Genomic DNA, 20,995 nt, shown 5'->3' on the forward strand with positions numbered 1-20,995 from the left:
TCAGCGCGTGCCGCGCAGGCGGCGCCACGGAGTGAAGGTGAAGACCGCGCCGCCGAGCAGGATCACCGTGCCGGCGACCAGGGCCAGGGCCTGGATGCCGCCCTCGTCCTCGGCGCCGGTGTCGGCGAGGCCGCCCGAGGTGCTGGTGCCGGTGCTGGTCGAGGAGCCGGAGCCGCCCGCCTGGGCGGTGGTGTCCAGCTCCAGCGAGACGCCGCTGCTGGCCGCCTTGCAGGGGACGTTGATCGGCGTCGAGCCCGGGGCCATCGTGACGTCGATCGTCAGCTGGTCCGGGCTGAGCGTCACCTTGCCGGTCTTGCCGGGCTTGTAGGTGCCGGTCATGTCACTGAGGCTGACCGGGCCCTTGTCCGGGATCGCCTCGGCGTTGGCCGGGCCGGAGACCTTGACCGTGCCGCTGTCGGCGCCGCCGAGTTTGACGTCCATCGAGGGCTTGAGGGCCCCCGCCGGCAGGGCCATGGGCGCGGCCATCGCGCCCTTGGCGGTCTTGACGGTCAGGTCGTAGCTGCCGCCGTTCTTCTTGGCGTTGATCGTGACCGGGGTCTTGATGCCCCCCGGGACGACCGGACCGCAGTCGAAGGAGACCTCGACGGGCTTGCCCGGGAAGTCGGTCTGGCCGCCGCCTCCCCCGGTGGTGGAGCCGCCCGAGGTGGTGGTGGAGCCGCCGGTGGTGGTGGAGCCGCCGGTGGTGGTGGAGCCGCCGGTGGTGGTGGAGCCGCCGGTGGTCGCTCCGCCGGTGGTCGCTCCGCCCGTGGTCGCCCCGCCCGTGGTCGCGCCACCGCTCGTGGTGCCCCCGCTGGTCGTGCCGCCGCTGGAGCCGGCCGACACGTCGATGGTCGCCCCGCCCTTCACCTCGCCCACCGGTGCGCACTTGGTGACGAAGGTGCCGAAGGAGAACGTGACGGCGACGTCGTACTTGCCGGGGGTCAGGGTGATCTTGCCGGCCTTGGTGAGCTTCAGCTTGCCCTTCATGGGCGACATGACCATCGGGGCCTTCTTGGGGATCGGCGGGTTCTTCTTCTCCCCGACGACCTTCAGCTCGCCCATTCCCTCGCCCAGCGCGATCCAGCCGGTGGGCTGGACCGCGTCCTTGGGGATGTCCATCAGGTCCGTGTTGTTCGAGGCGGGCTTGACCGTCTCCCAGACCACGTCGACCTCGTCTCCGACCTTGGCCGCGGCCGGGGCGGTGATCTTGGCAGTGGTCTCGCCCTCCACGGGGTCGCCGCCGCCGGCCGGCGGCACGCATTTGACCTTGTACGTGGCCTCGGCGGCCACGGCGGGAGAAGCCGAAATGGCGATACCCGCGCCGCCGAGCAGCAGCGCGACCACGGCCGCGCTCACCCTCCGTTGGGTCTTCACGAATGTCCCTTCGTCGTCGAACGGTTCTCAGACGGTGCGGACGTCTGTGGTGCTGTCTCCGGCGCGCTGTCCGGGTTGAACCACGGCAGGACCGCCGTGGTGGTCTCAGGTGGCTCCGGCACCAGCCCGGAGCGGGCCGGCCCGGGCCCCCGGTGGCGGCCTGCGGCGGCCGCGGCGCGCGGCCGGACCTTGTCGACGACGGCCATGCCGACGCGGAAGAGGGCGGCCGGGATCACCAGCAGGAGCAGGCCCCAGAAGAGCAGGACCCCGTACGGCCGGTCCACGCCCCAGGGCTGGGTGGCCACGACGGTCTCGCCGTACTTGAGGGAGATCGTGTAGTCGCCGTAGGCGCCCGCGGTGAGGGCGACGTCCAGGGCGATCTCCGCCTTGCCGCCCGGCGGGATGCTGCCCTTCCACCGGGCCTCCTCCCACAGGGGCGCGAACACCCCGTGGGCGGTGCCGAGCTGGAAGACCGGGTCCTTGACCGGGGCCGAGCCGAGGTTGCCGACGGTGACCTTGAACTTCCGGCTGGGCGGGGCTCCGAACCAGGTCAGCACCCCGTCCTCGCCTTCCAGCCGGACCCCGGTGAGCATCGCCAGGCGGGGCGTGCCGGATTCGGCGGGCAGTTCGGCCACCGGGTGGTCGGTGATCTTCAGGGGCGCGGCCACGGTGGACTGGTCGCCGTTGACGGAGGTGACGTTGACGACGCAGGGGCAGGGCTTGGGCGGCGCCACCACGGGCAGCTGCGCGGAGAAGCGGCCGTCGTCGGCGACCGAGACGGCCGCCCCGTCGGCGTTGGCGCAGCTGTTGGTGCCGCCGATCATGTTCTGCCCGCAGACCAGCAGCATCACCAGCGTCCTGGGCCGCCACCCGGTGCCGGTGACGGTGATCCCGGTGCCCTTGGCGGCCTCCTGGAGCGAGAGCGCCACGGCGGGCTTGCCCTCGTCGGCGGCGGCCGTGGGCGCCGGGAACAGCGCCAGCGCGCACACCGCCAGCCCCGCGGCGAGCAGGGCTCCGACTCTTCTCACCTGGAGGCTCCCGTCAGTTCGTGGTCGGGTGCGGGGGTCGGCGCGGGCGGCTCGTCGCCCGGCGCGTCGTCCGACGCGCGCCGGCGGGGCCGCCTGCCGCGTACGAGGAACAGCGCGGCCGCGGCGGTTCCGCCGAGGCCGAGCAGGCCCAGACCCGTCCAGCCGGCGAGGTCCCAGGGCACGAGCCAGCGCGTACCGCTCCCGACGGCCGGGGCGGCGCCGGGGGCGGTGACCGTGAGGGCGACGCGGACCCGGTCCGCCACGGGGGCGCCGGGCCAGGGCTCGGTCAGTTCCACCCGCTGACCGGGGAGCAGTTCCACCGGCAGGGGCCGGGCGCCGCGGCCCGGGACCTCGCCGAGGAGACCTTCGGCGTGGATCGCGAGCTCGGGGGCGAGGGCCACGTTCCCCCGGTTGACCAGGGTGTAGGCGACGACCGCGGCCGGGCCCCGGCCCCGTACGGCGACGTCCTCGACGGTGAGGGCGGCCAGGGTGGGGCCACTGACCCTCAGGTGGATCCGTACGCCCACCTCGTGGCCGCTTGCCGTCGCGACCACCGCGGCGGGGTGGTCGCCGGGCGGGGACGCGGGCGGCACGGTGACGGTGAAGGGGACCACCGCGCGGGTGCGCGGCGGGATCTTCACCGTGGCACCGGCGCCGAAGCTGATCCAGGCTCCGGCGCCGTGCGCGGCACCTGCCGAGCGGCCTTCGGCAGCGGGCCCGGCCGGGCGCACCGCGAAGGCGCCGTCGGCCGTGTTGTAGGCGTCGGCCCCGCGCAGGGTGACGGTGCGTTCCCGGTCGGTGGTGTTGACCAGGGCGAGGCGGTCCTCCAGCACGGTGCCGGGGGTGCCCGACAGATAGAAGTACGGGCGGACCGCGCCGGGCCGGGCGGCCGTCCCGGCGGCGGGCTCGGCGGTCCAGCCCGGGTCGTCGGCGGCCGCGGGGGCCGCGCCGGCCGCGTACAGCGCGGTGGCCGCGAGGAGCAGCACCCCGAGCCGTCGGAAGGTGTGGAGCACGCGCATGGCCGGGGTGCTCCGATCAGGACCGGGCCCGCTGGCCGCGCCGGGTCAGCCAGAGCACCCCGGCGGCGCCGGACAGCAGCACGGTGCCGCCGAGGGTGCCGAGGGCGAGGGCGGAGTCGGTGGGGCCGGTCTGCGGGAGGGTGCCGTCCGTGTCGCCGCCGGACTGCGCGGCGGCGCCGCCCGCGGCGGTGACGTCCAGTTCCAGGGACGGGCCCGGGCTGTTGCCGGGGGTGCAGGTGGTCGTGGTGCCCATCGCCTTGATGGTGAGCACTCCGGCGGTGAAGGTGACCTTGCCGCTCTTCTTGGGCGTGTAGGTGCCCGACAGGTCGGTGATCTTGATGGGGGTGTTGGCGGGCGCGGCCTCGGGGTTGGGCGGGCCCGAGACCGGTACGGAGACCTTCTCGGCCCCGCCGACGAGGATGACGGCGCTGGGGTTCATCGCGCCCTTGCCCAGTTCGATCGGGCTGGACGAGACACCCTTCTGGAAGGACATCGTCAGCTTGTAGCCGTCGCCCTCCTTGACGGCCTTGATGTCGATGGGCGATACGGCCGACTTGTCCCCGATCGGGGTCTTGCAGTCGTAAGCCACGTCGACGACTGCGGCGTGCGCTGCGGGGGCGGCAAGCAGGACCGCCGATCCGGCCAGCGCGGACGCCAGCGCGAGCGCGGTGGAACGTTTCCGGTCGGACACCTTCGTCTTCCCCTCGGGCCACAAATTCCTGACGACACATCAGATTGGTGGCTCAAGGTACGCCCGGGACCTTACGGAGGGAAGACAAAGGGCAGGCCGGAATTGACCGTTCGTCAGCGGACGCGGACACCCTTCTGCCACACCGCGGAAACGAGCGGGACACCGGGGCGGTAGGCCAGGTGGACGTGGCTGGGGGCGTCCAGGAGGGCCAGGTCGGCGCGGGCTCCGGGCGTGACGGCGCCGATGTCGGTGCGGCGCAGCGCGCGGGCGCCGCCGGCCGTCGCGGACCACAGGGCCTCGTCGGGGGTCATCCGCATGTCGCGGACGGCGAGCGCGATGCAGAACGGCATCGAGCTGGTGTAGGAGGAGCCGGGGTTGCAGTCCGTGGACAGCGCGACGGTGGCTCCCGCGTCGATCAGGCGCCGGGCGTCGGGCCACTGGGCGCGGGTGGAGAACTCGGCGCCGGGCAGCAGGGTGGCCACCGTGGTGGCGGCGGCCTGGGCCAGGGCGTCGACGTCCGCGTCGGTGAGGTGGGTGCAGTGGTCCGCGGAGGCGGCTTCGAGCTCGACGGCGAGCTGGACGCCGGGGCCGTAGGAGAGCTGGTTGGCGTGGACGCGCGGGATCAGCCCGGCGGCGGCGCCCGCGGTGAGGATCGCGCGGGCCTGGTCCCCGTCGAAGGCGCCCTTCTCGCAGAAGACGTCCACCCAGCGGGCGTACGGGGCGCAGGCGGCCAGCATCTCGCCGGTGACGAGGTCCACGTAGCCGGCCGGGTCCTCGGCGTAGTCCGGGGAGACGATGTGCGCGCCGAGGTAGGTGACCTCCTCGGTGTGCGCGGCGGCGATGCGCAGGGCGCGGGCCTCGTCGGCGGTGGTCAGGCCGTAGCCCGACTTGGTCTCGAAGGTGGTGGTGCCCTGGCGGCGGGCCTCGTCCAGGTGGCGCACCAGGTTGGCTTCGAGCTCGGCGTCGGTGGCGGCGCGGGTGGCGGCGACCGTGGTCCGGATGCCGCCGGCGGAGTAACTGCGGCCGGACATGCGGGCGTTGAACTCCGCAGTGCGGTCGCCGGCGAAGACCAGGTGCGAGTGGGAGTCGACGAAGCCGGGGATGACGGCGCGGCCGTCGGCGTCGTACGTGTCGTCCGCCGCCGGAGCCCGGCCGGCGGGGCCGACCCAGGCGATGCGGTCCGCGTCGACGACGACCGCGGCGTCCTGGATCAGGCCCAGAGGGGATCCGTCGCCGAGGGCGGGGTCGTTGGTGACGAGGCTGCCGATGTTGGTGATGACAGTGGTGGCCATGGGGGTTCCTCTCAGAGGGTTCCCGGGGAACCCCCACAACGTCAGCCGCGGACGGCCGCGATGGACTCGATCAGGGCGGACGGGACGTCCGGGACCAGGGTGTGGGCGCCGTCGCGGACCACGTGACGGCCGCCCACCACCGTGTGGCGGACATCGGCGGCCGACGCGGCGAAGACGGCCGTCTCGGCGCCCAGGCGCGGCAGCGGGCCCGCCGTCCGTACGGAGTCCAGGGCGATGGTGGTGAAGTCCGCGAGCGCGCCCGCCTCCAGGCGGCCCGCGTCGGGCCGGCCGAGCGCAGCGTGGCCGTCGGCGGTGGCCGCGGTCAGCAGCGCGTTCGCCGTCCAGTGGCCCCGGGTACGGCTGCGCAGGCGCTCGTCGAGCTCCATCGCGCGGGCCTCTTCGAGCAGGTCGATCACGGCGTGGCTGTCGCTGCCGAGGGAGAGCGGGCTGCCCGCGCGCTGGAGGCGGGTCGCCGGGCCGATGCCGTCGGCGAGGTCGCGTTCCGTGGTGGGGCACATGCAGGTGCCGGTGGTCGTGGTGCCGAGGAGGGCGATGTCCTCGTCGGTGAGGTGCGTGTTGTGGACGCCGGTGGTGCGCGGGCCGAGCACGCTGTGGTCGGCGAGGAGCTGGGTCGGGGTCCGGCCGTGCGCGGCCTGGCACGCCTCGTTCTCCGCGGTCTGCTCGGAGAGGTGGACGTGCAGCGGGGCCCGGCGCTCCTCGGCCCAGCGTGCGACGGTGGCCAGCTGGTCGGCGGGCACGGCGCGCACCGAGTGGATCGCCGCGCCGATCAGGGCGTGCTCGCGCGGCTTGAGGGCGCTCACCCGCTCCGCCCACGCGTCGGCGGTGCCGTCGGAGAAGCGCAGCTGGTGCGGGTTCGGGGCCTCGCCGAAGCCCGCCGAGAGGTAGGCGGTGTCGAGGAGGGTGATCCGGATGCCCGCCTCGGCGGCGGCCTCGATCAGGGCCTCGCCCATGGCGTTCGGGTCGGCGTACGGGGCGCCGCCCGGGGCGTGGTGGACGTAGTGGAACTCGCCGACGTTCGTGATGCCGGCCAGCGCCATCTCGGCGTACACGGCGCGGGCGAGCGCGAAGTACGTGTCGGGGGTGAGGTTCTGGGCGACCTTGTACATGAAGTCGCGCCAGGTCCAGAAGGTGCCCGAGCCGACCTGGACCAGGGAGCGCAGGGCCCGGTGGAAGGCGTGGCTGTGGGCGTTGGCCAGGCCCGGGAGGGTGAGGCCGCGCAGGACCTCGGCGCCGAAGGGCGGGGTCCCGGTCCCGGTACGCAGGGCGGCGATCCGCCCGTCGGCGCCCACCTCCAGGGCGACGCCCGGCTCGACATGGGTGCCGAGCCAGGCGTGCTCCAGCCAGTACGTCTTGTCCGCGATCAGCGACACGCGAGGCCTTCCAGTACGTCGGCGAGGGCGAGGACGCCGGCCACGCAGTCGTCCTCGGCGGCGAACTCCCGCGGGGAGTGGGAGACGCCGGTGGGGTTCCGTACGAACAGCATCGCGGTCGGGACGGCCGCGGAGAGGATTCCGGCGTCGTGTCCCGCCCCGGTGCCGAGCACGGGGACGGCTCCGCCCAGGATCCGGTTCATCTCGTCGCGCAGGGCGTGCTCGAACTCGACGACCGGGGTGAAGGACTCCCGGACGATGCCGAGGTCGATGCCGTCCTGGTCGGCGCGCTCGCGGGCGGCCTTCTCGATGGCGGTGACGACCGTGTCGAGGGTGGCCTGGTCGGCGGCGCGGGAGTCGAGCCAGCCCCGCACGAGGGAGGGGATGGCGTTGACCCCGTTGGGCTCGACCGAGATCTTCCCGAAGGTGGCCACGGCCCCGGCGAGGGCCGCCTCGGTACGGGCGGCCAGCACGGTCGCCGCGTACGTCAGCATCGGGTCGCGGCGGTCCACCAGGCGGGTGGTGCCCGCGTGGTTGGCCTCGCCGCGGAAGTCGAACCGCCACCGGCCGTGCGGCCAGATGGCGGAGGCGATGCCGACGCGGTCCCCGGACAGGTCCAGGGCCCGGCCCTGCTCAACGTGCAGCTCGACGAAGGCGCCGATCCGGCCGAGACGTTCGGGATCGGCCCCGATGCCCTCGGGGTCGTATCCGGCGGCCTCCATGGCCTGGGGCAGGGAGATTCCCTCGGCGTCGCGGAGCTCGTACGCCTTCTCCTTGGTCAGCTGCCCGGCGGCGAGGCGGGAGCCGACGCAGGCGAGCCCGAAGCGGGCCCCTTCTTCGTCACCGAAGTTGGTGATGGCGAGCGGCCTGCTGAACTCCGCGCCCTTCCTGCGGAGTTCGTCCAGGGCCGCGAAGGAGGACACCACTCCGAGGGGGCCGTCGAAGGCCCCGCCGTCGGGGACGGAGTCCAGGTGGGAGCCGGTGACCACGGCGTCCCCCGCGAGGGGGTCGCCGAGCCAGGCCCACTGGTTGCCGTTGCGGTCGGTCTCGTACGTCAGCCCGCGCGCCTCGGCCTGCTCCTGGAACCAGGTCCGGCAGTCGGCGTCGGCCCCGCTCCAGGCGTACCGGCGGTACCCGCCGGTACCGGCATCGCGCCCGACCGGCGCGAGTTCCGCCCACATGGAGTGGAAGGAGGAAGCCTCACTCACGCGGAGTCACCCTCGCGCATGGGGACGCGGACGCCGCGCTCGTCGGCCACCGTCTCGGCGATGTCGTAGCCGGCGTCGACGTGGCGGATGACGCCCATGCCCGGGTCGTTGGTGAGGACGCGGCGGATCTTCTCGCCCGCGAGCTTGGTGCCGTCGGCGACGGTGACCTGGCCCGCGTGGATGGAGCGGCCCATGCCGACGCCGCCGCCGTGGTGGATCGAGACCCAGGAGGCGCCGGAGGCGACGTTGACCATGGCGTTGAGCAGCGGCCAGTCGGCGATCGCGTCGGAGCCGTCGAGCATGGCCTCGGTCTCGCGGTACGGGGAGGCCACCGAACCGCAGTCGAGGTGGTCGCGGCCGATGGCCAGCGGGGCGGCCAGCTCGCCGCTCGCGACCATGTCGTTGAAGCGCTCGCCGGCCTTGTCGCGCTCGCCGTAGCCGAGCCAGCAGATGCGCGCGGGCAGGCCCTGGAAGTGGACGCGCTCGCCCGCCATCTTGATCCAGCGGTGCAGGGACTCGTTCTCCGGGAAGAGCTCCAGCATCGCCTTGTCGGTCTTGGCGATGTCCGAGGCCTCGCCGGACAGGGCGGCCCAGCGGAAGGGGCCCTTGCCCTCGCAGAACAGCGGCCGGATGTAGGCGGGGACGAAGCCGGGGAAGGCGAAGGCGCGGTCGTAGCCGGCCAGCTGGGCCTCGCCGCGGATGGAGTTGCCGTAGTCGAAGACCTCGGCGCCCGCGTCCATGAAGCCGACCATGGCCTCGACGTGCTTGGCCATGGACTCGCGGGCCCGCGTGGTGAAGCCGGCCGGGTCCTTGGCCGCGTAGGCCGCCATGTCGTCGAAGTCGACGCCGGTCGGCAGGTAGGCGAGCGGGTCGTGCGCGGAGGTCTGGTCCGTCACGATGTCGATCGGGGCGCCCTCGGCGAGCATCTGCGGGAGCAGGTCGGCGGCGTTGCCGAGCAGGCCGATGGAGAGCGGCTTGCGGGCGTCGCGGGCCTCGACGGCGAGCTGGAGGGCGTGCTGGAGGCTGTCGGCCTTCACGTCCAGGTAGCGGTGCTCGATGCGGCGCTCGATGGCGCGCGGGTCGACGTCGATGCAGATCGCGACGCCGTCGTTCATCGTCACGGCCAGCGGCTGGGCGCCGCCCATGCCGCCGAGGCCGGCGGTCAGGGTGATGGTGCCGGCGAGGGTGCCGTTGAACTTCTTGGCGGCGACCGCGGCGAAGGTCTCGTACGTGCCCTGGAGGATGCCCTGGGTGCCGATGTAGATCCAGGATCCGGCGGTCATCTGGCCGTACATGGTCAGGCCGAGGTGCTCCAGGCGGCGGAACTCCTCCCAGTTGGCCCAGTCGCCGACGAGGTTGGAGTTGGCGAGCAGGACGCGCGGGGCCCACTCGTGGGTCTGCATGACGCCGACCGGGCGGCCGGACTGGACGAGCATCGTCTCGTCCTGCTTGAGCGTCCGCAGGGTGCGGACCATGGCGTCGTACGAGCGCCAGTCGCGGGCGGCCTTGCCGGTGCCGCCGTAGACGACGAGCTTGTCGGGGTGCTCGGCGACCTCGGGGTCGAGGTTGTTCTGCAGCATGCGGAGGGCGGCTTCCTGCTGCCATCCCAGGGCGCTGAGCTCGGTGCCTCGCGCGGCGCGTACGGGGCGGGGTCCTGACATGGCGGTGCCTCCTCCGATGTTGGTCAATCTATTCACATCCTGACTTCCTGAATAGATTCAGTCAACAGCTGCGGGCCGACCCGCCGGATGATTGGCTGACGGACATGGCTGCCGAGGTGCCTGCGGGCATGCACGCGAGGACGCACGAGGAGGGCGCCGCAGGGCGCCGTGACCTGGCCGTACGAGCCGCGGTCGAGCAGGGTCTGGTGGGCGGGGCGGACGGCTCCGAGCCCCTGGTCTGCCTGCTGGACACGGCCGGGATCCGGTCCTCCGCCGCCGCCCTGACCAGCGCCTTCGAGGCCGTGGTGGCGCCCGGGACCCCCGTCCTGCACGCCTTCGCGGTGAAGGCGTGCCCGCTCGTGCCGGTGCTGCGGCTGCTGGCGGACTGCGGCCTCGGCTGCGAGGTGGCCAGCCCCGGCGAGCTCGCGCTGGCCCGGGCGGCCGGGGTGGAGCCGGAGCGGACCGTCCTGGACTCCCCCGCCAAGACGGCGGCCGAGCTGCGCGAGGCCCTGGCCCTCGGCATCGCCGTCAACGCCGACAACCGGCAGGAGCTGGAGCGGCTGGACGCCCTGGTCGCCGCGGCCCCGACCCGGTCACCGATCGGGGTCCGGATCAACCCCCAGACCGGGGCCGGATCCATCGACGCCCTGTCCACCGCCACGGCGACCTCGAAGTTCGGGATCGCGCTGCGCGACCCGGGCGCGCGCGGGTGGCTCGTACGGGCCTTCCTCGACCGCCCGTGGCTGACCCGGCTGCACACCCACTCAGGCTCGCAGGGCGTCCCGCTGCCGCTGATCGCGGAGGGCGTACGGGAGCTGCACGCGCTGGCCGAGGAGATCAACGCGGCGGCGGGCCGCCGCCAGGTCGACACCCTCGACATCGGCGGCGGCCTGCCGGTGAACTTCACCTCGGACGAGCCGACCCCGACGTACGCGCAGTACGTGAGCGCCCTGCGCGAGGCGGCTCCCGCGCTCTTCGACGGCTCGTACGGCCTGGTCACTGAGTTCGGCCGGTCCCTGCTGGCCAAGCACGGGCTGGTCCTCGCCCGGGTGGAGTACACCAAGACAACCGGGTCCCGCCCGATCACCCTCACCCACGCGGGGGTCCAGCTGGCGACCCGGACGGTGTACGCCCCGGCGGCCTGGCCGGTGCGGATCCTGCCGTACGACGCGAAGGGCGCCCCGAAGGACGGTGACCCCGTCGCCCAGGACATCGCCGGACCGGCCTGCTTCGCGGGCGACCTGCTCGCCACGGCCCGGGAGCTGCCGCGGCTGGACCCCGGCGACCTGATCGGCGTCCCGGACACGGGCGCGTACTTCTTCACCGCCCACTACGGCTACAACAGCCTGCCGCGCCCGGCGGTCCACGGCTTCACGGTCGCCCCGGAGGGGGAGGTCCGCTTCGCCCTGGTCCGCCCGGCGCAGTCCCTCACGGAGATCGTCGCGGAGGCCGGCGGCGCGTTCGGGGACGCTCTGCTGCTCTAGGCCCTGCCCTGCCCTGTCCGCCTAGCCGTTGACGGTCTTGTCGTAGCGCAGGGCGACGTAGCCGGAGGCGGCGTGGCCCGCGATGCGGCCGTCGGAGCCGCCGTTCAGGTAGTCCTGACCGCGCATCATGTCGTCCGAGGTGTTGGCCTCGTGGATGTACGAGAACTTGCCGGCGGCCTTGTCGACCCACTTCTCGAAGAGCACGACGTGCCCGTCCTGGGTGTTCAGGGCGTCGCCCGGCTGGAGGTCGGACTTGGAGATGACGCTGCTGACGCCCGGCAGGCTGTAGGTCGTGTAGCTGGTGTTGGCGTGCCAGGCCATGGAGACGAAGCCGGAGCAGTCGGTGCGGTAGGTGTGGTCGCCGTCCGGGTCGCTCGCGTAAGCACCCTGGTTGTACGGGATGTCGCGGTTCAGCCAGTTCACGGCGCGGCTCATGATCTCGCTGCGGGCGATCTGCCCTCCCTGGGTGGAGGGCGTGGGGGTGGGGGGCGCCGGCGGCTGGTAGGTGCAGTCGCTCGCGTAGGCGGAGAGCAGGGTCTGGGTCCAGCCGCTCGCGTCGACCGGGTCGCTGGAGTGGTAGGCGATGTCGGTGCCCTTGCCGTCGGTGGGGTCGGCGTCGTGGTACCAGTACATGCCGCCGTTCGTACGGCCGTAGTAGAGGCCGCCGCCGGGCGAGACCAGGCTGTCGACCGCGGACCAGCCGTCGCTCTTGAGCTCCGAACGCTCCCAGTCCCCCACGCCGTTGACCTGGTAGGAGAGCAGTTTGCCGTCGGCGGTGCTGGCGATCAGGACGTCGTCACCGGCGGCGGCGAGCGTCTTGAGGACGAAGCCCTCGTCGATCACCGCGTGCTTGGCGATGTGCTCGGGGCCGGCGGGCTTGGCCTGGGAGACGTTGTAGCGGTGGAGCTGGCCGGCGACCGTGCCGTAGAGGTGGCCGTAGCCGTCGTAGACCATCTTGTCGAAGGTCCAGCCGCTGTCCCAGAGCTTCGTGACGCCGGCCAGGGCCAGCGCGTTGTCGTTGGTCTGGATGTCGACGCGGTACAGCTCGCCGGCCGTGGACGTGACGAGCACGGTGTTGAAGTTGAGGGTGGCCATCGCCTTGGGCGTGAAGCCGAGGCCGGGGCCGATCAGGGTCTTGACCCGGTCGCCGGTGTTGGGGGATATCGCCGTGTAGGTGAGGCGTCCGTCGGCGAGCGTGCCGTAGATCGACACGTTGCCGCCGCAGATGGCGGCGGCCTGGGCCGGCGTCGAGGTGAGGGTGACCATGCCCAGGGTCGTGGCACCGAGGGCGAGGGTGGCGGCGGACCGGCGGAGGGCGCGGCGGAGCGACATGGCTTTCTCCTGCGGAGAGAAGTGGGAAGGGGCGCGGGAGGTCCACCCGACCGACGACAGCTGCCCTGCAGGTGCAGCTGTGCGGTCTGTTGCGGGTGTGGCGCCCGGTGACGTCCACTAATTTCGTTGCCCGGCCCGGGAGTTGGAAGGCCGGCCGGCTGGACGGAAGCGGTCCTGGCCGGTTCGGTCCGCGGGCGGGGCAGGCCCGGGTCAGGGCGGGCCGGAGCGGGGCAGGGCAGGCCGGAGGGGGGCAGGGCGGGCCGGAGGGGGCCGGAGCGGGGCGGGCCGGAGCGGGGCCGGGCGGGGCAGGGCGGGTCAGGGCGGGCCGGAGCGGGGCGGGGCAGGCCGGGTCAGGGCGGGCCGGAGCGGGACGAGGCAGGCCGGATCGGGACGGGGCGGGGCGGGCCGGAGCGGGGCAGGCCGGAGCGGGGCGGGGCGGATCGGGACAGGTCAGGGCAGGCCGGAGGGGGGGCAGGGCAGGCCGGAGCACGCCGGAGCGGGGCAGGGCGGATCGGGACGGGGCAGGCCGGAGCGGGGCCGGGCGGGGCAGGCCGGGGCAGGCCGGGGCAGGGCGGGGCGGGCCGGAGCGGGGCAGGGCGGGACGGAGCGGGGCAGGGCGGGGCGGGCCGGAGCGGGGCAGGGCGGATCGGGACGGGGCAGGCCGGAGCGGGGCGGGGCGGATCGGGACAGGGCAGGGCAGGCCGGAGCGGGGCAGGGCAGGGTCGGGCCGGAGCAGGCCGGAGCGGGGCAGGGCGGGGTCGGCCAAAGGCAGGGCGTCAGGCCGGGACGGAGCCGGACGGGGCCCGGACGGGGTTCAGCCGGCGAGCGTGACCGCCACGGCGGGGGCCAGGCCCGCGACGAGGCCCTCCGGGGTCAGGGCGGTCACCGCGGGCAGCCGCAGGAGGTAGCGGGTCAGCGCCAGGCCCAGCAGCTGGGCGGAGACCAGGCCCGCCACGCGGGCGGCCCGCTCGGGACCGAGGGCCGCCGCCAGCGCCGGGGCGACCTGGGCGGCGAACACCTCCCGCATCCGCTCCGCCGCCCGCTCGTTCGTCACCGCCGAGCGCAGCAGCACCAGGAGCGCGTCGTCGGCCGGATCGCCCTCCCACCGCGCCACGAAGTGCCGCACGAGGGCGCCGGCGAGCTCGGCCGCCGGCACGGCGCCCAGGTCCGGCAGCCGCAGGTCCACGGCCAGGGCGGCGTCGAAGAGCTGCTCCTTGCTGCCGAAGTAGCGCATGACCATCGACGGGTCGATCTCCGCGTCCGCCGCGACGGCCCGGATGGTGGTGCGCTCGTACCCCTGCGCGGCGAAGCGCTCCCGCGCCGCCTGCAAGATGGCCGTTTTGGTGGTGTCGGAGGTGCGTCGCGCCGTCATGCCAACAACCGTAGGCCAACAACCGTTGACACACCAGCCCCGCAGGCGCATCCTGATGTCAACAGCCGTTGGCCAACAAACGTTGGCCCGCCGGAGGAGGCCCGCATGACCAGCACCGCACTCCCCGCCACCACGGACGTCGCCATCGTCGGCGCCGGACCCACCGGCCTCGCCCTCGCCGTCACCCTGGCCGAGGCGGGCGTCGGCTTCGTCCTCCTCGACCGGCAGGCCGAGGGCGCCAACACGTCCCGCGCGGCCGTCGTGCACGCCCGGACCCTGGAGGTGCTGGACGAGCTCGACCCGACCGGCACCCTCTCGGCCGACCTGATCGGCCGCGGCATCCCGGTCAGCCGGTTCCGGATCCGCGACGGGGCCCGCCCGCTCGCCTCGATCCCCTTCGACGGCCTGCCCACCGCCCACCCGTACGCGCTGATGGTCCCCCAGTACGAGACCGAAGCCGTGCTCCTGGGGCGCCTGCGCGCCCTCGGCGGGGACGTCCACCGCCCGTACGAGGTCACCGGAGTCACCCAGAGCGCGGACGGGGTCACCCTCACGACGGCCACCGGCGAGACCCTGCGCGCCTCCTACGCCGTCGGCGCCGACGGAATGCACAGCAAGGTCCGCGGGGCCGCCGGGATCGGCTTCAGCGGCAGCCCGTACGAGGAGTCCTTCGTACTGGCCGACGTCGCCATGGACTGGGCCCCGGGCCCGGGCGAGGTCTCGCTCACCTTCGGCGCCGCCGGGCTGGCCGTGGTCGCCCCGCTGCCCGCGGGCAGCTCCCCCGCCGGAGGCCGTGGGGGAGGGCGCTACCGGGTCGTCGCGACCGTCGCCGAGGCCCCCGCCGAGCCCGACCTCGCCTTCGTGCAGCGCCTGCTGGACGAGCGCGCCCCCGGCCAGGCCACCGTCACCGCCCTCGCCTGGTCCTCCCGGTTCCGGATCCACCACCGGGTCGCCGACCGCTACCGCGCCGGCCGGCTGCTCCTCGCCGGTGACGCCGCCCACGTGCACAGCCCGGCCGGCGGGCAGGGCATGAACACCGGCATCCAGGACGCGTACGCCCTCGGCCGCGCGCTGGCCACCGGCGACCTCGACGGCTACGAGGCGCGCCGCCGCCCGGTCGCCCGGCGGGTGGTCGCCCTCACCGACCGGATGACCCGCGTCGCCACCACCCGGAACCCGGCCCTGCGCGCCGTACGCAACACCCTGCTCCCCGTCCTCGCCCGCATCCCGGCGCTGCGCACCCGCCTGGCGACCGAGCTGGCCGAGCTCGACTACCGCTGAGCCCTACTCCACGAACAGCCCGCGCGCCGCGGCCCGCGTGTCGAAGACCTCCAGCCGGGCCTGCGCGTCCGGCAGGGCGTCCGCCATCGCCTCCAGCAGCACCCGGCCCAGCAGCATCGGCGCACACGCCGTGTCGAAGGCCAGCCCGGTCCCGACCGGCGCCGGGATCAGCAGGTCCGAGTGGCGGGCCACCGGCGCGAAGACCGAGTCCGCGACCGTCACCACGGTCAGCCCGGCCCGCCGGGAGCGCTCCAGGGTGTCCACGACCTCCCGGGGGTGGCGGGGCAGCGCGAAGCAGAGCAGCGCCGAGGCGCCCGCACCGACGGCCGCGTCGATCCGGTCCTCCAGCATCGAGCCGCCCTCGTCGAAGAGCCGTACGTCCGGGTGCACCTTCGCGGCGAAGTACGCGAACCCGCGCGCCTGCGAGGACGCCGCCCGCAGCCCCAGCACCGGCAGCGGGGTCGAGGCCGCGAGCAGCCGGCCCGCCTCCTGGACCGGCGCGGGATCGGCGAGCATCGCCGCGAGCCGGCGCAGGTTCTCGATCTCGCCCTGGACTGCCTGCTGGTACTCGTTGTACGCGTCCTCGTCCCCGGGCTCCGCCCGCTCGGCGGGCGCCACCTCGCGCAGGTGCCGGCGCAGCGCGGGATACCCGTCGAAGCCCAGCGCCACGGCGAACCGGGTCACCGACGGCTGGCTCACCCCGGCCAGCTCGGCGAGCTCCACGCTCGACAGGAACGGCACCTCCGCCGCTCCGCGCACCATGCAGTGCGCGATCCGCCGCTGGGTCGGCGTCAGCCGGTGCCCCTCGAAGAGCTTCTGCAGCCGCGCGGCCGGGCTGTCACTCATGCCCGTCCCCTCCGTCCCGGTGAGATATTCAGTCACCGAGCACTCTGCATGTGGTTATGCAGCACGGCAAGCCGCGCCCGCGATCCGGATACGGGGGCTAGCCCCAGTGCCCGGGCCCGCGGCCGTTCCTACGGTGGGGGGATGGACGCGCATGCCCGAGAGCTGAAGAAGGAACTCGACGCCACGCTGGACGCCCGGCGGGAGCTGGGTCCGGAGTACGAGGCCGCGCTGGTGGACTCGTTCGTCGAGAAGGTCGACACGCAGGTCCGGCGGCGGCTCGCGGAGGACCGTCTGTCCGCCGCGCGGGGCCCCGCCGGTCCGTCCGCCATGGCGGACGGGAACTTCGGCGAGCGCTTCGGCTTCGCCATCGTGACGCTGGTCCTGGCGATCCCGCTGTCGGCCATCGGCGCCGCCCACGCCCACCTGAGCGGGCTCCTGGTCACCTGGGCCGGGATCCTGGGCGTGAACTTCGTGCACGCCTCGAAGCGGCTGCGACGCATCGGGAAGAGTTAGCGCGGGGACCGCCGCACCCCGGTTTCCCGGGGTCGGGACGACGGCGGTCCCCGCGAAGGACACGGGCCGGGTCAGGGCCGTCCGCGTCCGGTGGCGTCCACGCGGTCCGGGAGCCGCTCCGGAGGCACGCAACGCCGTTCGGTGGTGCCGGCCGGGCCCCGGTCTCCCGGGCTTCCCTGCCGACAACCACCACTGTGCCGGAGGCGTGTTAAGCCGGTGCTGCCGTCACGTGTCGCGCGCGTACCGTTTGCGCGACGGCCGTGCACCTGTGCGTAGCCGCTACTTCGCGCCCTTGGCCAGGAACGCCAGCAGGTCCTGGCGGCTGACGACGCCGGTCGGCTTGCCCTCCACCAGCACGATCGCCGCGTCCGCCTCGCCCAGCACCGCCATCAGCTCGGACACCGGCTCGCCGGAGCCGACCTGGGGCAGCGGCGAGCTCATGTGCTTCTCCAGCGGGTCGCCCAGCGAGGCCCGCTTCGCGAACAGCGCCGCGAGCAGTTCCTTCTCGACCACGGAGCCGATGACCTCGGCGGCCATCACGTCCGGGTGACCGGCGCCCGGCTTGACGATCGGCATCTGCGAGACGCCGTACTCGCGCAGCACGTCGATCGCCTCGCCGACCGTCTCCTCGGGGTGCATGTGGACGAGGGAGGGGATGCCGCCCTCCTTGTCGTTCAGCACGTCGCCGATGCGGGCGGACGGTCCGGCCTCCTCCAGGAAGCCGTGTCCCGCCATCCACTCGTCGCTGAAGATCTTGCTCATGTAGCCGCGGCCGCTGTCCGGCAGCAGGACGACGACGACGTCGTCCGGGCCCAGGCCCTCGGCCGCCTTCAGCGCGGCGACGACCGCCATGCCGCAGGAGCCGCCGACGAGGAGACCCTCCTCCTTGGCGAGGCGGCGGGTCATCTGGAAGGAGTCCTTGTCGGACACCGCGATGATCTCGTCCGTCACGTTCGGGTCGTAGGCCGTCGGCCAGAAGTCCTCGCCGACACCCTCGACGAGGTACGGACGGCCGCTGCCGCCGGAGTACACCGAGCCCTCGGGGTCGGCGCCGATGACCTTGACCTTCCCGCCGCTGACCTCCTTGAGGTAGTTGCCGGTACCGGAGATCGTGCCGCCCGTGCCGACGCCGGCGACGAAGTGGGTGATCTTCCCGTCCGTCTGCTCCCACAGCTCGGGACCGGTGGTCTCGTAGTGCGAACGGGGGTTGTTCGGGTTGCTGTACTGGTCGGGCTTCCAGGCGCCCGGGGTCTCGCGCACGAGGCGGTCGGACACGTTGTAGTACGAGTCCGGGTGCTCGGGGTCGACGGCGGTCGGGCAGACCACGACGTCGGCGCCGTACGCGCGCAGCACGTTGATCTTGTCCATGGACACCTTGTCAGGGCAGACGAAGATGCACTTGTAGCCCTTCTGCTGGGCCACGATGGCGAGTCCTACACCCGTGTTGCCGCTGGTCGGCTCCACGATGGTGCCACCGGGCTTGAGGGCTCCGCTCTGCTCGGCGGCCTCGATCATCCGTACGGCGATCCGGTCCTTCACGGATCCACCTGGATTGAAGTACTCGACCTTGGCAAGGACGGTGGCCTGCAGGCCTTCGGTCACACGGTTGAGCTTCACCAGCGGGGTGTTGCCGACGAGGCTGATCATCGAGTCGTGGAATTGCACCATGTTCTCCAAGGAGGGGACTCCACGGGTTCTCCGGGAGGCATGGCCAGACTATGCGGAAAGGGATTGACCGACCGTACGTACGGGGCAGGTACGTCAACACGGCCCGACAAGGGAGCGAGGTGGCCTGAAGGGTGTCCAGGGCGAGAACGGCCCGCCGGATCGCGGCGGGCGCAGCGTACGGCGGGGGCGGACTCGGGCTGGTCGGGGTCGCCGCCGTGGGGCTGGTGCTGGCGGAGGTGCAGTTCGCCAAGCGGACCGTGGGCACCGGGCTCGGCGATCCGCCGCGCGCGGACGGGCTGTACGGGAGCGAGTTCAGCGGCGCGGAGCTGAACCCCGGCCCGCTGCGCCTGGGCATGCTGGGCGACTCCACGGCCGCGGGGCTCGGCGTACGGCGGGCCCGGCAGACTCCGGCCGCCCTGCTGGCCTCCGGGCTGGCGGCGGTGGCCGAGCGGCCGGTCGAGCTGCGCAACGTGGCCCTGTCGGGTGCCATGTCGGACGACCTGGACCGGCAGGTGAACGTGCTCCTGGACGGCGGCTCGCCCGCCCCGGACGTGTGCGTGATCATGATCGGCGCGAACGACGTGACCCGGCGGATGCCGCCGACCCAGTCCGTGCGGTGCCTCACCGGGGCGGTACGCCGGCTGCGGCTGGCGGGCTGCGAGGTCGTCGTGGGCACCTGCCCGGACCTGGGCACCATCGAGCCCGTGTACCAGCCGCTGCGGTGGCTGGCCCGGCGCGTCTCGCGCCAGCTGGCCGCCGCGCAGACCATAGGGGTGGTCGCCCTGGGCGCCCGTACGGTCTCGATGGGGGACCTGCTGGGCCCCGAGTTCGCCGCGAACCCGCGCGAGATGTTCGGCCCGGACTCCTACCACCCGTCGGCGGAGGGCTACGCGACCGCCGCCATGGCCATGCTGCCGACCCTGTGCGCGGCGCTCGAACTGTGGCCGGAGTCCGACCGGCTGGACCTGTCCCGCGACGAGGACATGCTTCCGGTGGCCAAGGCCGCGTCGGCCGCGGCCGGGCAGGCCGGTACGGAGGTCACGGCGGCCCGCGGCCCCTGGGCCCTGCTCAAGCACCGGCGCCGCCGGCGGGTCCCGGGCGAGGAGCTCCCGGCCGTCCACGCGGCCGGGGCGACGGGGGCGGCCGCCCCGGGCGCCGGGGCCCCGGACTCCCCGGCGAGCAGCGGAGCGACCGGCATCACACCCCAAGGCCGGTGACCTCGACCATACGGGGCGGTAACTTCGCTTGCGGTCCGGATAGAGCCGCAACACACCCTTGGAGCCTTCGATGCCCGAAGCCGTCATCGTTTCCACTGCCCGCTCCCCGATCGGGCGCGCCGGCAAGGGGTCCCTCAAGGACGTACGACCGGACGACCTGACCGCGACGATCATCCAGGCCGCCCTCGCCAAGGTTCCCGAGCTGGACCCGCGCCAGATCGACGACCTGATGCTCGGCTGCGGTCTCCCCGGCGGCGAGCAGGGCCACAACCTGGCCCGCATCGTGGCCGTGCAGATGGGCATGGACTACCTGCCGGGCACCACGATTACCCGGTACTGCTCCTCTTCGCTCCAGACCTCCCGCATGGCGCTGCACGCCATCAAGGCCGGCGAGGGCGACGTCTTCATCTCCGCGGGCGTCGAGACGGTCTCCCGATTCGCGAAGGGGTCCTCGGACGGCCTGCCGGACACGCACAACCCGCTCTTCGCGGACGCGGAGGGCCGTACCGCCGCCGTCGCGCAGAGCGAGGGCGCGTCCTGGCACGACCCGCGCGAGGACGGCCTGATCCCGGACGCCTACATCTCGATGGGGCAGACCGCGGAGAACCTGGCCCGGCTCAAGGGCGTGACCCGCCAGGACATGGACGAGTTCGGCGTCCGCTCCCAGAACCTGGCCGAGGAGGCCATCAAGAACGGTTTCTGGGCCCGCGAGATCACCCCGGTCACCACCCCCGACGGCACGGTCGTCTCCACCGACGACGGCCCGCGCGCCGGTGTCACCCTGGAGGGCGTCTCGGGCCTCAAGCCCGTCTTCCGCCCCGACGGCCTGGTAACGGCCGCCAACTGCTGCCCGCTCAACGACGGCGCCGCGGCGCTGGTCATCATGAGCGACACGAAGGCGCGGGAGCTGGGCCTGACCCCGCTGGCCCGGATCGTCTCCACCGGTGTCACCGGCCTCTCCCCGGAGATCATGGGCCTCGGCCCGGTCGAGGCGTCGAAGCAGGCCCTGAAGCGGGCCGGGCTGACCGTTGGCGACATCGACCTGTTCGAGATCAACGAGGCCTTCGCGGCCCAGGTCATCCCGTCCTACCGGGACCTGGAGATCCCGCTGGACAAGCTGAACGTCAACGGCGGGGCCATCGCCGTCGGTCACCCGTTCGGGATGACCGGCGCCCGCATCACCGGCACGCTGATCAACAGCCTGCAGTTCCACGACAAGCAGTTCGGTCTGGAGACGATGTGCGTGGGTGGCGGCCAGGGCATGGCCATGGTCATCGAGCGGCTGAGCTGAGCCGGAGCGGAGGGTAGGGGTCGTCGCGAGGAACGAGCGGCGGCACCTGCCCGCAGCGGTGGCGAAGCGCAGCGCGACCAAGAAAGCGAGCGGCTGAGCTGAGCCGGAGCGGAGGGTAGGGGTCGTCGCGAGGAACGAGCGGCGGCACCTGCCCGCAGCGGTGGCGAAGATCGGCGCCGATCTTCGCCACCGCTGCGGGGCCCAGTCGCCGCAAGGGATCCGGCCGGATCCCCTGGCCCCTACTGACACCGGATCTAACCCCGTCGCGGCCGACCTGTGACCGAATCTCCCCCAGGATGTGACCTATGTCCCGGGGGAGTGGCATGT

Annotated in this window: 17 protein-coding genes; 5 read left to right on the plus strand and 12 right to left on the minus strand. The window is 73.5% G+C overall.

From position 1 onward, the window contains the following. The 8 genes from ACFYOB_RS14550 to hutU all read right to left on the minus strand — a co-directional run bounded on the left by ACFYOB_RS14550 (position 1) and on the right by hutU (position 9,664). Positions 1 to 1,374, minus strand: a complete 1,374-nt coding sequence (locus ACFYOB_RS14550) for a hypothetical protein (RefSeq protein ID WP_388559636.1) — start codon at positions 1,372 to 1,374, stop codon at positions 1 to 3. Further along, positions 1,371 to 2,402, minus strand: a complete 1,032-nt coding sequence (locus tag ACFYOB_RS14555; RefSeq protein ID WP_388559639.1) for a hypothetical protein — start codon at positions 2,400 to 2,402, stop codon at positions 1,371 to 1,373. The genes ACFYOB_RS14550 and ACFYOB_RS14555 overlap by 4 nt, the downstream gene beginning before the upstream one ends. Beyond that, positions 2,399 to 3,421, minus strand: coding sequence for a hypothetical protein (locus ACFYOB_RS14560; RefSeq protein WP_388559642.1), 1,023 nt, complete (start codon positions 3,419 to 3,421; stop codon positions 2,399 to 2,401). The genes ACFYOB_RS14555 and ACFYOB_RS14560 overlap by 4 nt, the downstream gene beginning before the upstream one ends. Positions 3,422 to 3,437: 16 nt before the next feature. Further along, positions 3,438 to 4,112: an LPXTG cell wall anchor domain-containing protein gene (locus ACFYOB_RS14565; protein WP_388559645.1), complete on the minus strand. Its 675-nt coding sequence runs from the start codon at positions 4,110 to 4,112 to the stop codon at positions 3,438 to 3,440. A gap of 113 nt (positions 4,113 to 4,225) precedes the next feature. Next, positions 4,226 to 5,404, minus strand: coding sequence for an imidazolonepropionase (hutI, locus tag ACFYOB_RS14570; protein WP_388559648.1), 1,179 nt, complete (start codon positions 5,402 to 5,404; stop codon positions 4,226 to 4,228). 41 nt (positions 5,405 to 5,445) lie between these two features. After that, positions 5,446 to 6,786, minus strand: coding sequence for a formimidoylglutamate deiminase (locus ACFYOB_RS14575; protein WP_388560213.1), 1,341 nt, complete (start codon positions 6,784 to 6,786; stop codon positions 5,446 to 5,448). Further along, positions 6,786 to 7,976, minus strand: coding sequence for an allantoate amidohydrolase (locus ACFYOB_RS14580; protein WP_388560215.1), 1,191 nt, complete (start codon positions 7,974 to 7,976; stop codon positions 6,786 to 6,788). The genes ACFYOB_RS14575 and ACFYOB_RS14580 overlap by 1 nt, the downstream gene beginning before the upstream one ends. Before the next feature lie 23 nt (positions 7,977 to 7,999). Beyond that, on the minus strand, positions 8,000 to 9,664 hold the full coding sequence (hutU, locus tag ACFYOB_RS14585) for a urocanate hydratase (protein WP_388559651.1): 1,665 nt from the start codon (positions 9,662 to 9,664) through the stop codon (positions 8,000 to 8,002). 128 nt (positions 9,665 to 9,792) lie between these two features. On the opposite strand from hutU, the gene ACFYOB_RS14590 reads away from it, so the two are divergent. Continuing rightward, positions 9,793 to 11,148 carry a diaminopimelate decarboxylase gene (locus ACFYOB_RS14590; RefSeq protein ID WP_388559654.1) on the plus strand — a complete coding sequence of 452 codons (1,356 nt, stop codon included), beginning with the start codon at positions 9,793 to 9,795 and terminating at the stop codon, positions 11,146 to 11,148. 21 nt (positions 11,149 to 11,169) lie between these two features. On the opposite strand, the gene ACFYOB_RS14595 is transcribed toward ACFYOB_RS14590, so the two are convergent. Both ACFYOB_RS14595 and ACFYOB_RS14600 read right to left on the minus strand, forming a co-directional pair. Continuing rightward, positions 11,170 to 12,480 carry a hypothetical protein gene (locus tag ACFYOB_RS14595; protein WP_388559657.1) on the minus strand — a complete coding sequence of 437 codons (1,311 nt, stop codon included), beginning with the start codon at positions 12,478 to 12,480 and terminating at the stop codon, positions 11,170 to 11,172. 814 nt (positions 12,481 to 13,294) lie between these two features. Beyond that, positions 13,295 to 13,852, minus strand: a complete 558-nt coding sequence (locus ACFYOB_RS14600; protein WP_388559660.1) for a TetR family transcriptional regulator — start codon at positions 13,850 to 13,852, stop codon at positions 13,295 to 13,297. A 105-nt stretch (positions 13,853 to 13,957) separates the two neighbouring features. Between ACFYOB_RS14600 and ACFYOB_RS14605 the strand changes: the two genes are divergently transcribed. After that, positions 13,958 to 15,133, plus strand: coding sequence for an FAD-dependent oxidoreductase (locus ACFYOB_RS14605; protein WP_388559663.1), 1,176 nt, complete (start codon positions 13,958 to 13,960; stop codon positions 15,131 to 15,133). Between the two features lie 3 nt (positions 15,134 to 15,136). Here the strand turns inward: ACFYOB_RS14605 and ACFYOB_RS14610 are convergent, their stop codons facing one another. Then, positions 15,137 to 15,979, minus strand: coding sequence for a MurR/RpiR family transcriptional regulator (locus tag ACFYOB_RS14610; protein WP_388559666.1), 843 nt, complete (start codon positions 15,977 to 15,979; stop codon positions 15,137 to 15,139). 141 nt (positions 15,980 to 16,120) lie between these two features. Between ACFYOB_RS14610 and ACFYOB_RS14615 the strand changes: the two genes are divergently transcribed. Beyond that, complete coding sequence (locus ACFYOB_RS14615) at positions 16,121 to 16,492, plus strand: hypothetical protein (protein ID WP_388559669.1); 372 nt, start codon at positions 16,121 to 16,123, stop codon at positions 16,490 to 16,492. A gap of 279 nt (positions 16,493 to 16,771) precedes the next feature. Here the strand turns inward: ACFYOB_RS14615 and ACFYOB_RS14620 are convergent, their stop codons facing one another. Then, a complete protein-coding gene (locus tag ACFYOB_RS14620; RefSeq protein ID WP_388560216.1) occupies positions 16,772 to 18,157 on the minus strand; it encodes a cystathionine beta-synthase in 1,386 nt (461 codons plus the stop codon). Positions 18,158 to 18,291: 134 nt separating this feature from the next. On the opposite strand from ACFYOB_RS14620, the gene ACFYOB_RS14625 reads away from it, so the two are divergent. After that, positions 18,292 to 19,377, plus strand: coding sequence for an SGNH/GDSL hydrolase family protein (locus tag ACFYOB_RS14625; protein WP_388559672.1), 1,086 nt, complete (start codon positions 18,292 to 18,294; stop codon positions 19,375 to 19,377). 70 nt (positions 19,378 to 19,447) lie between these two features. After that, positions 19,448 to 20,668: an acetyl-CoA C-acetyltransferase gene (locus ACFYOB_RS14630; protein ID WP_388559675.1), complete on the plus strand. Its 1,221-nt coding sequence runs from the start codon at positions 19,448 to 19,450 to the stop codon at positions 20,666 to 20,668. Positions 20,669 to 20,995: the final 327 nt, after the last annotated feature.

Source organism: Streptomyces sp. NPDC006463 (genome assembly GCF_042870715.1).
Taxonomy (GTDB): Bacteria; Actinomycetota; Actinomycetes; order Streptomycetales; family Streptomycetaceae; genus Streptomyces.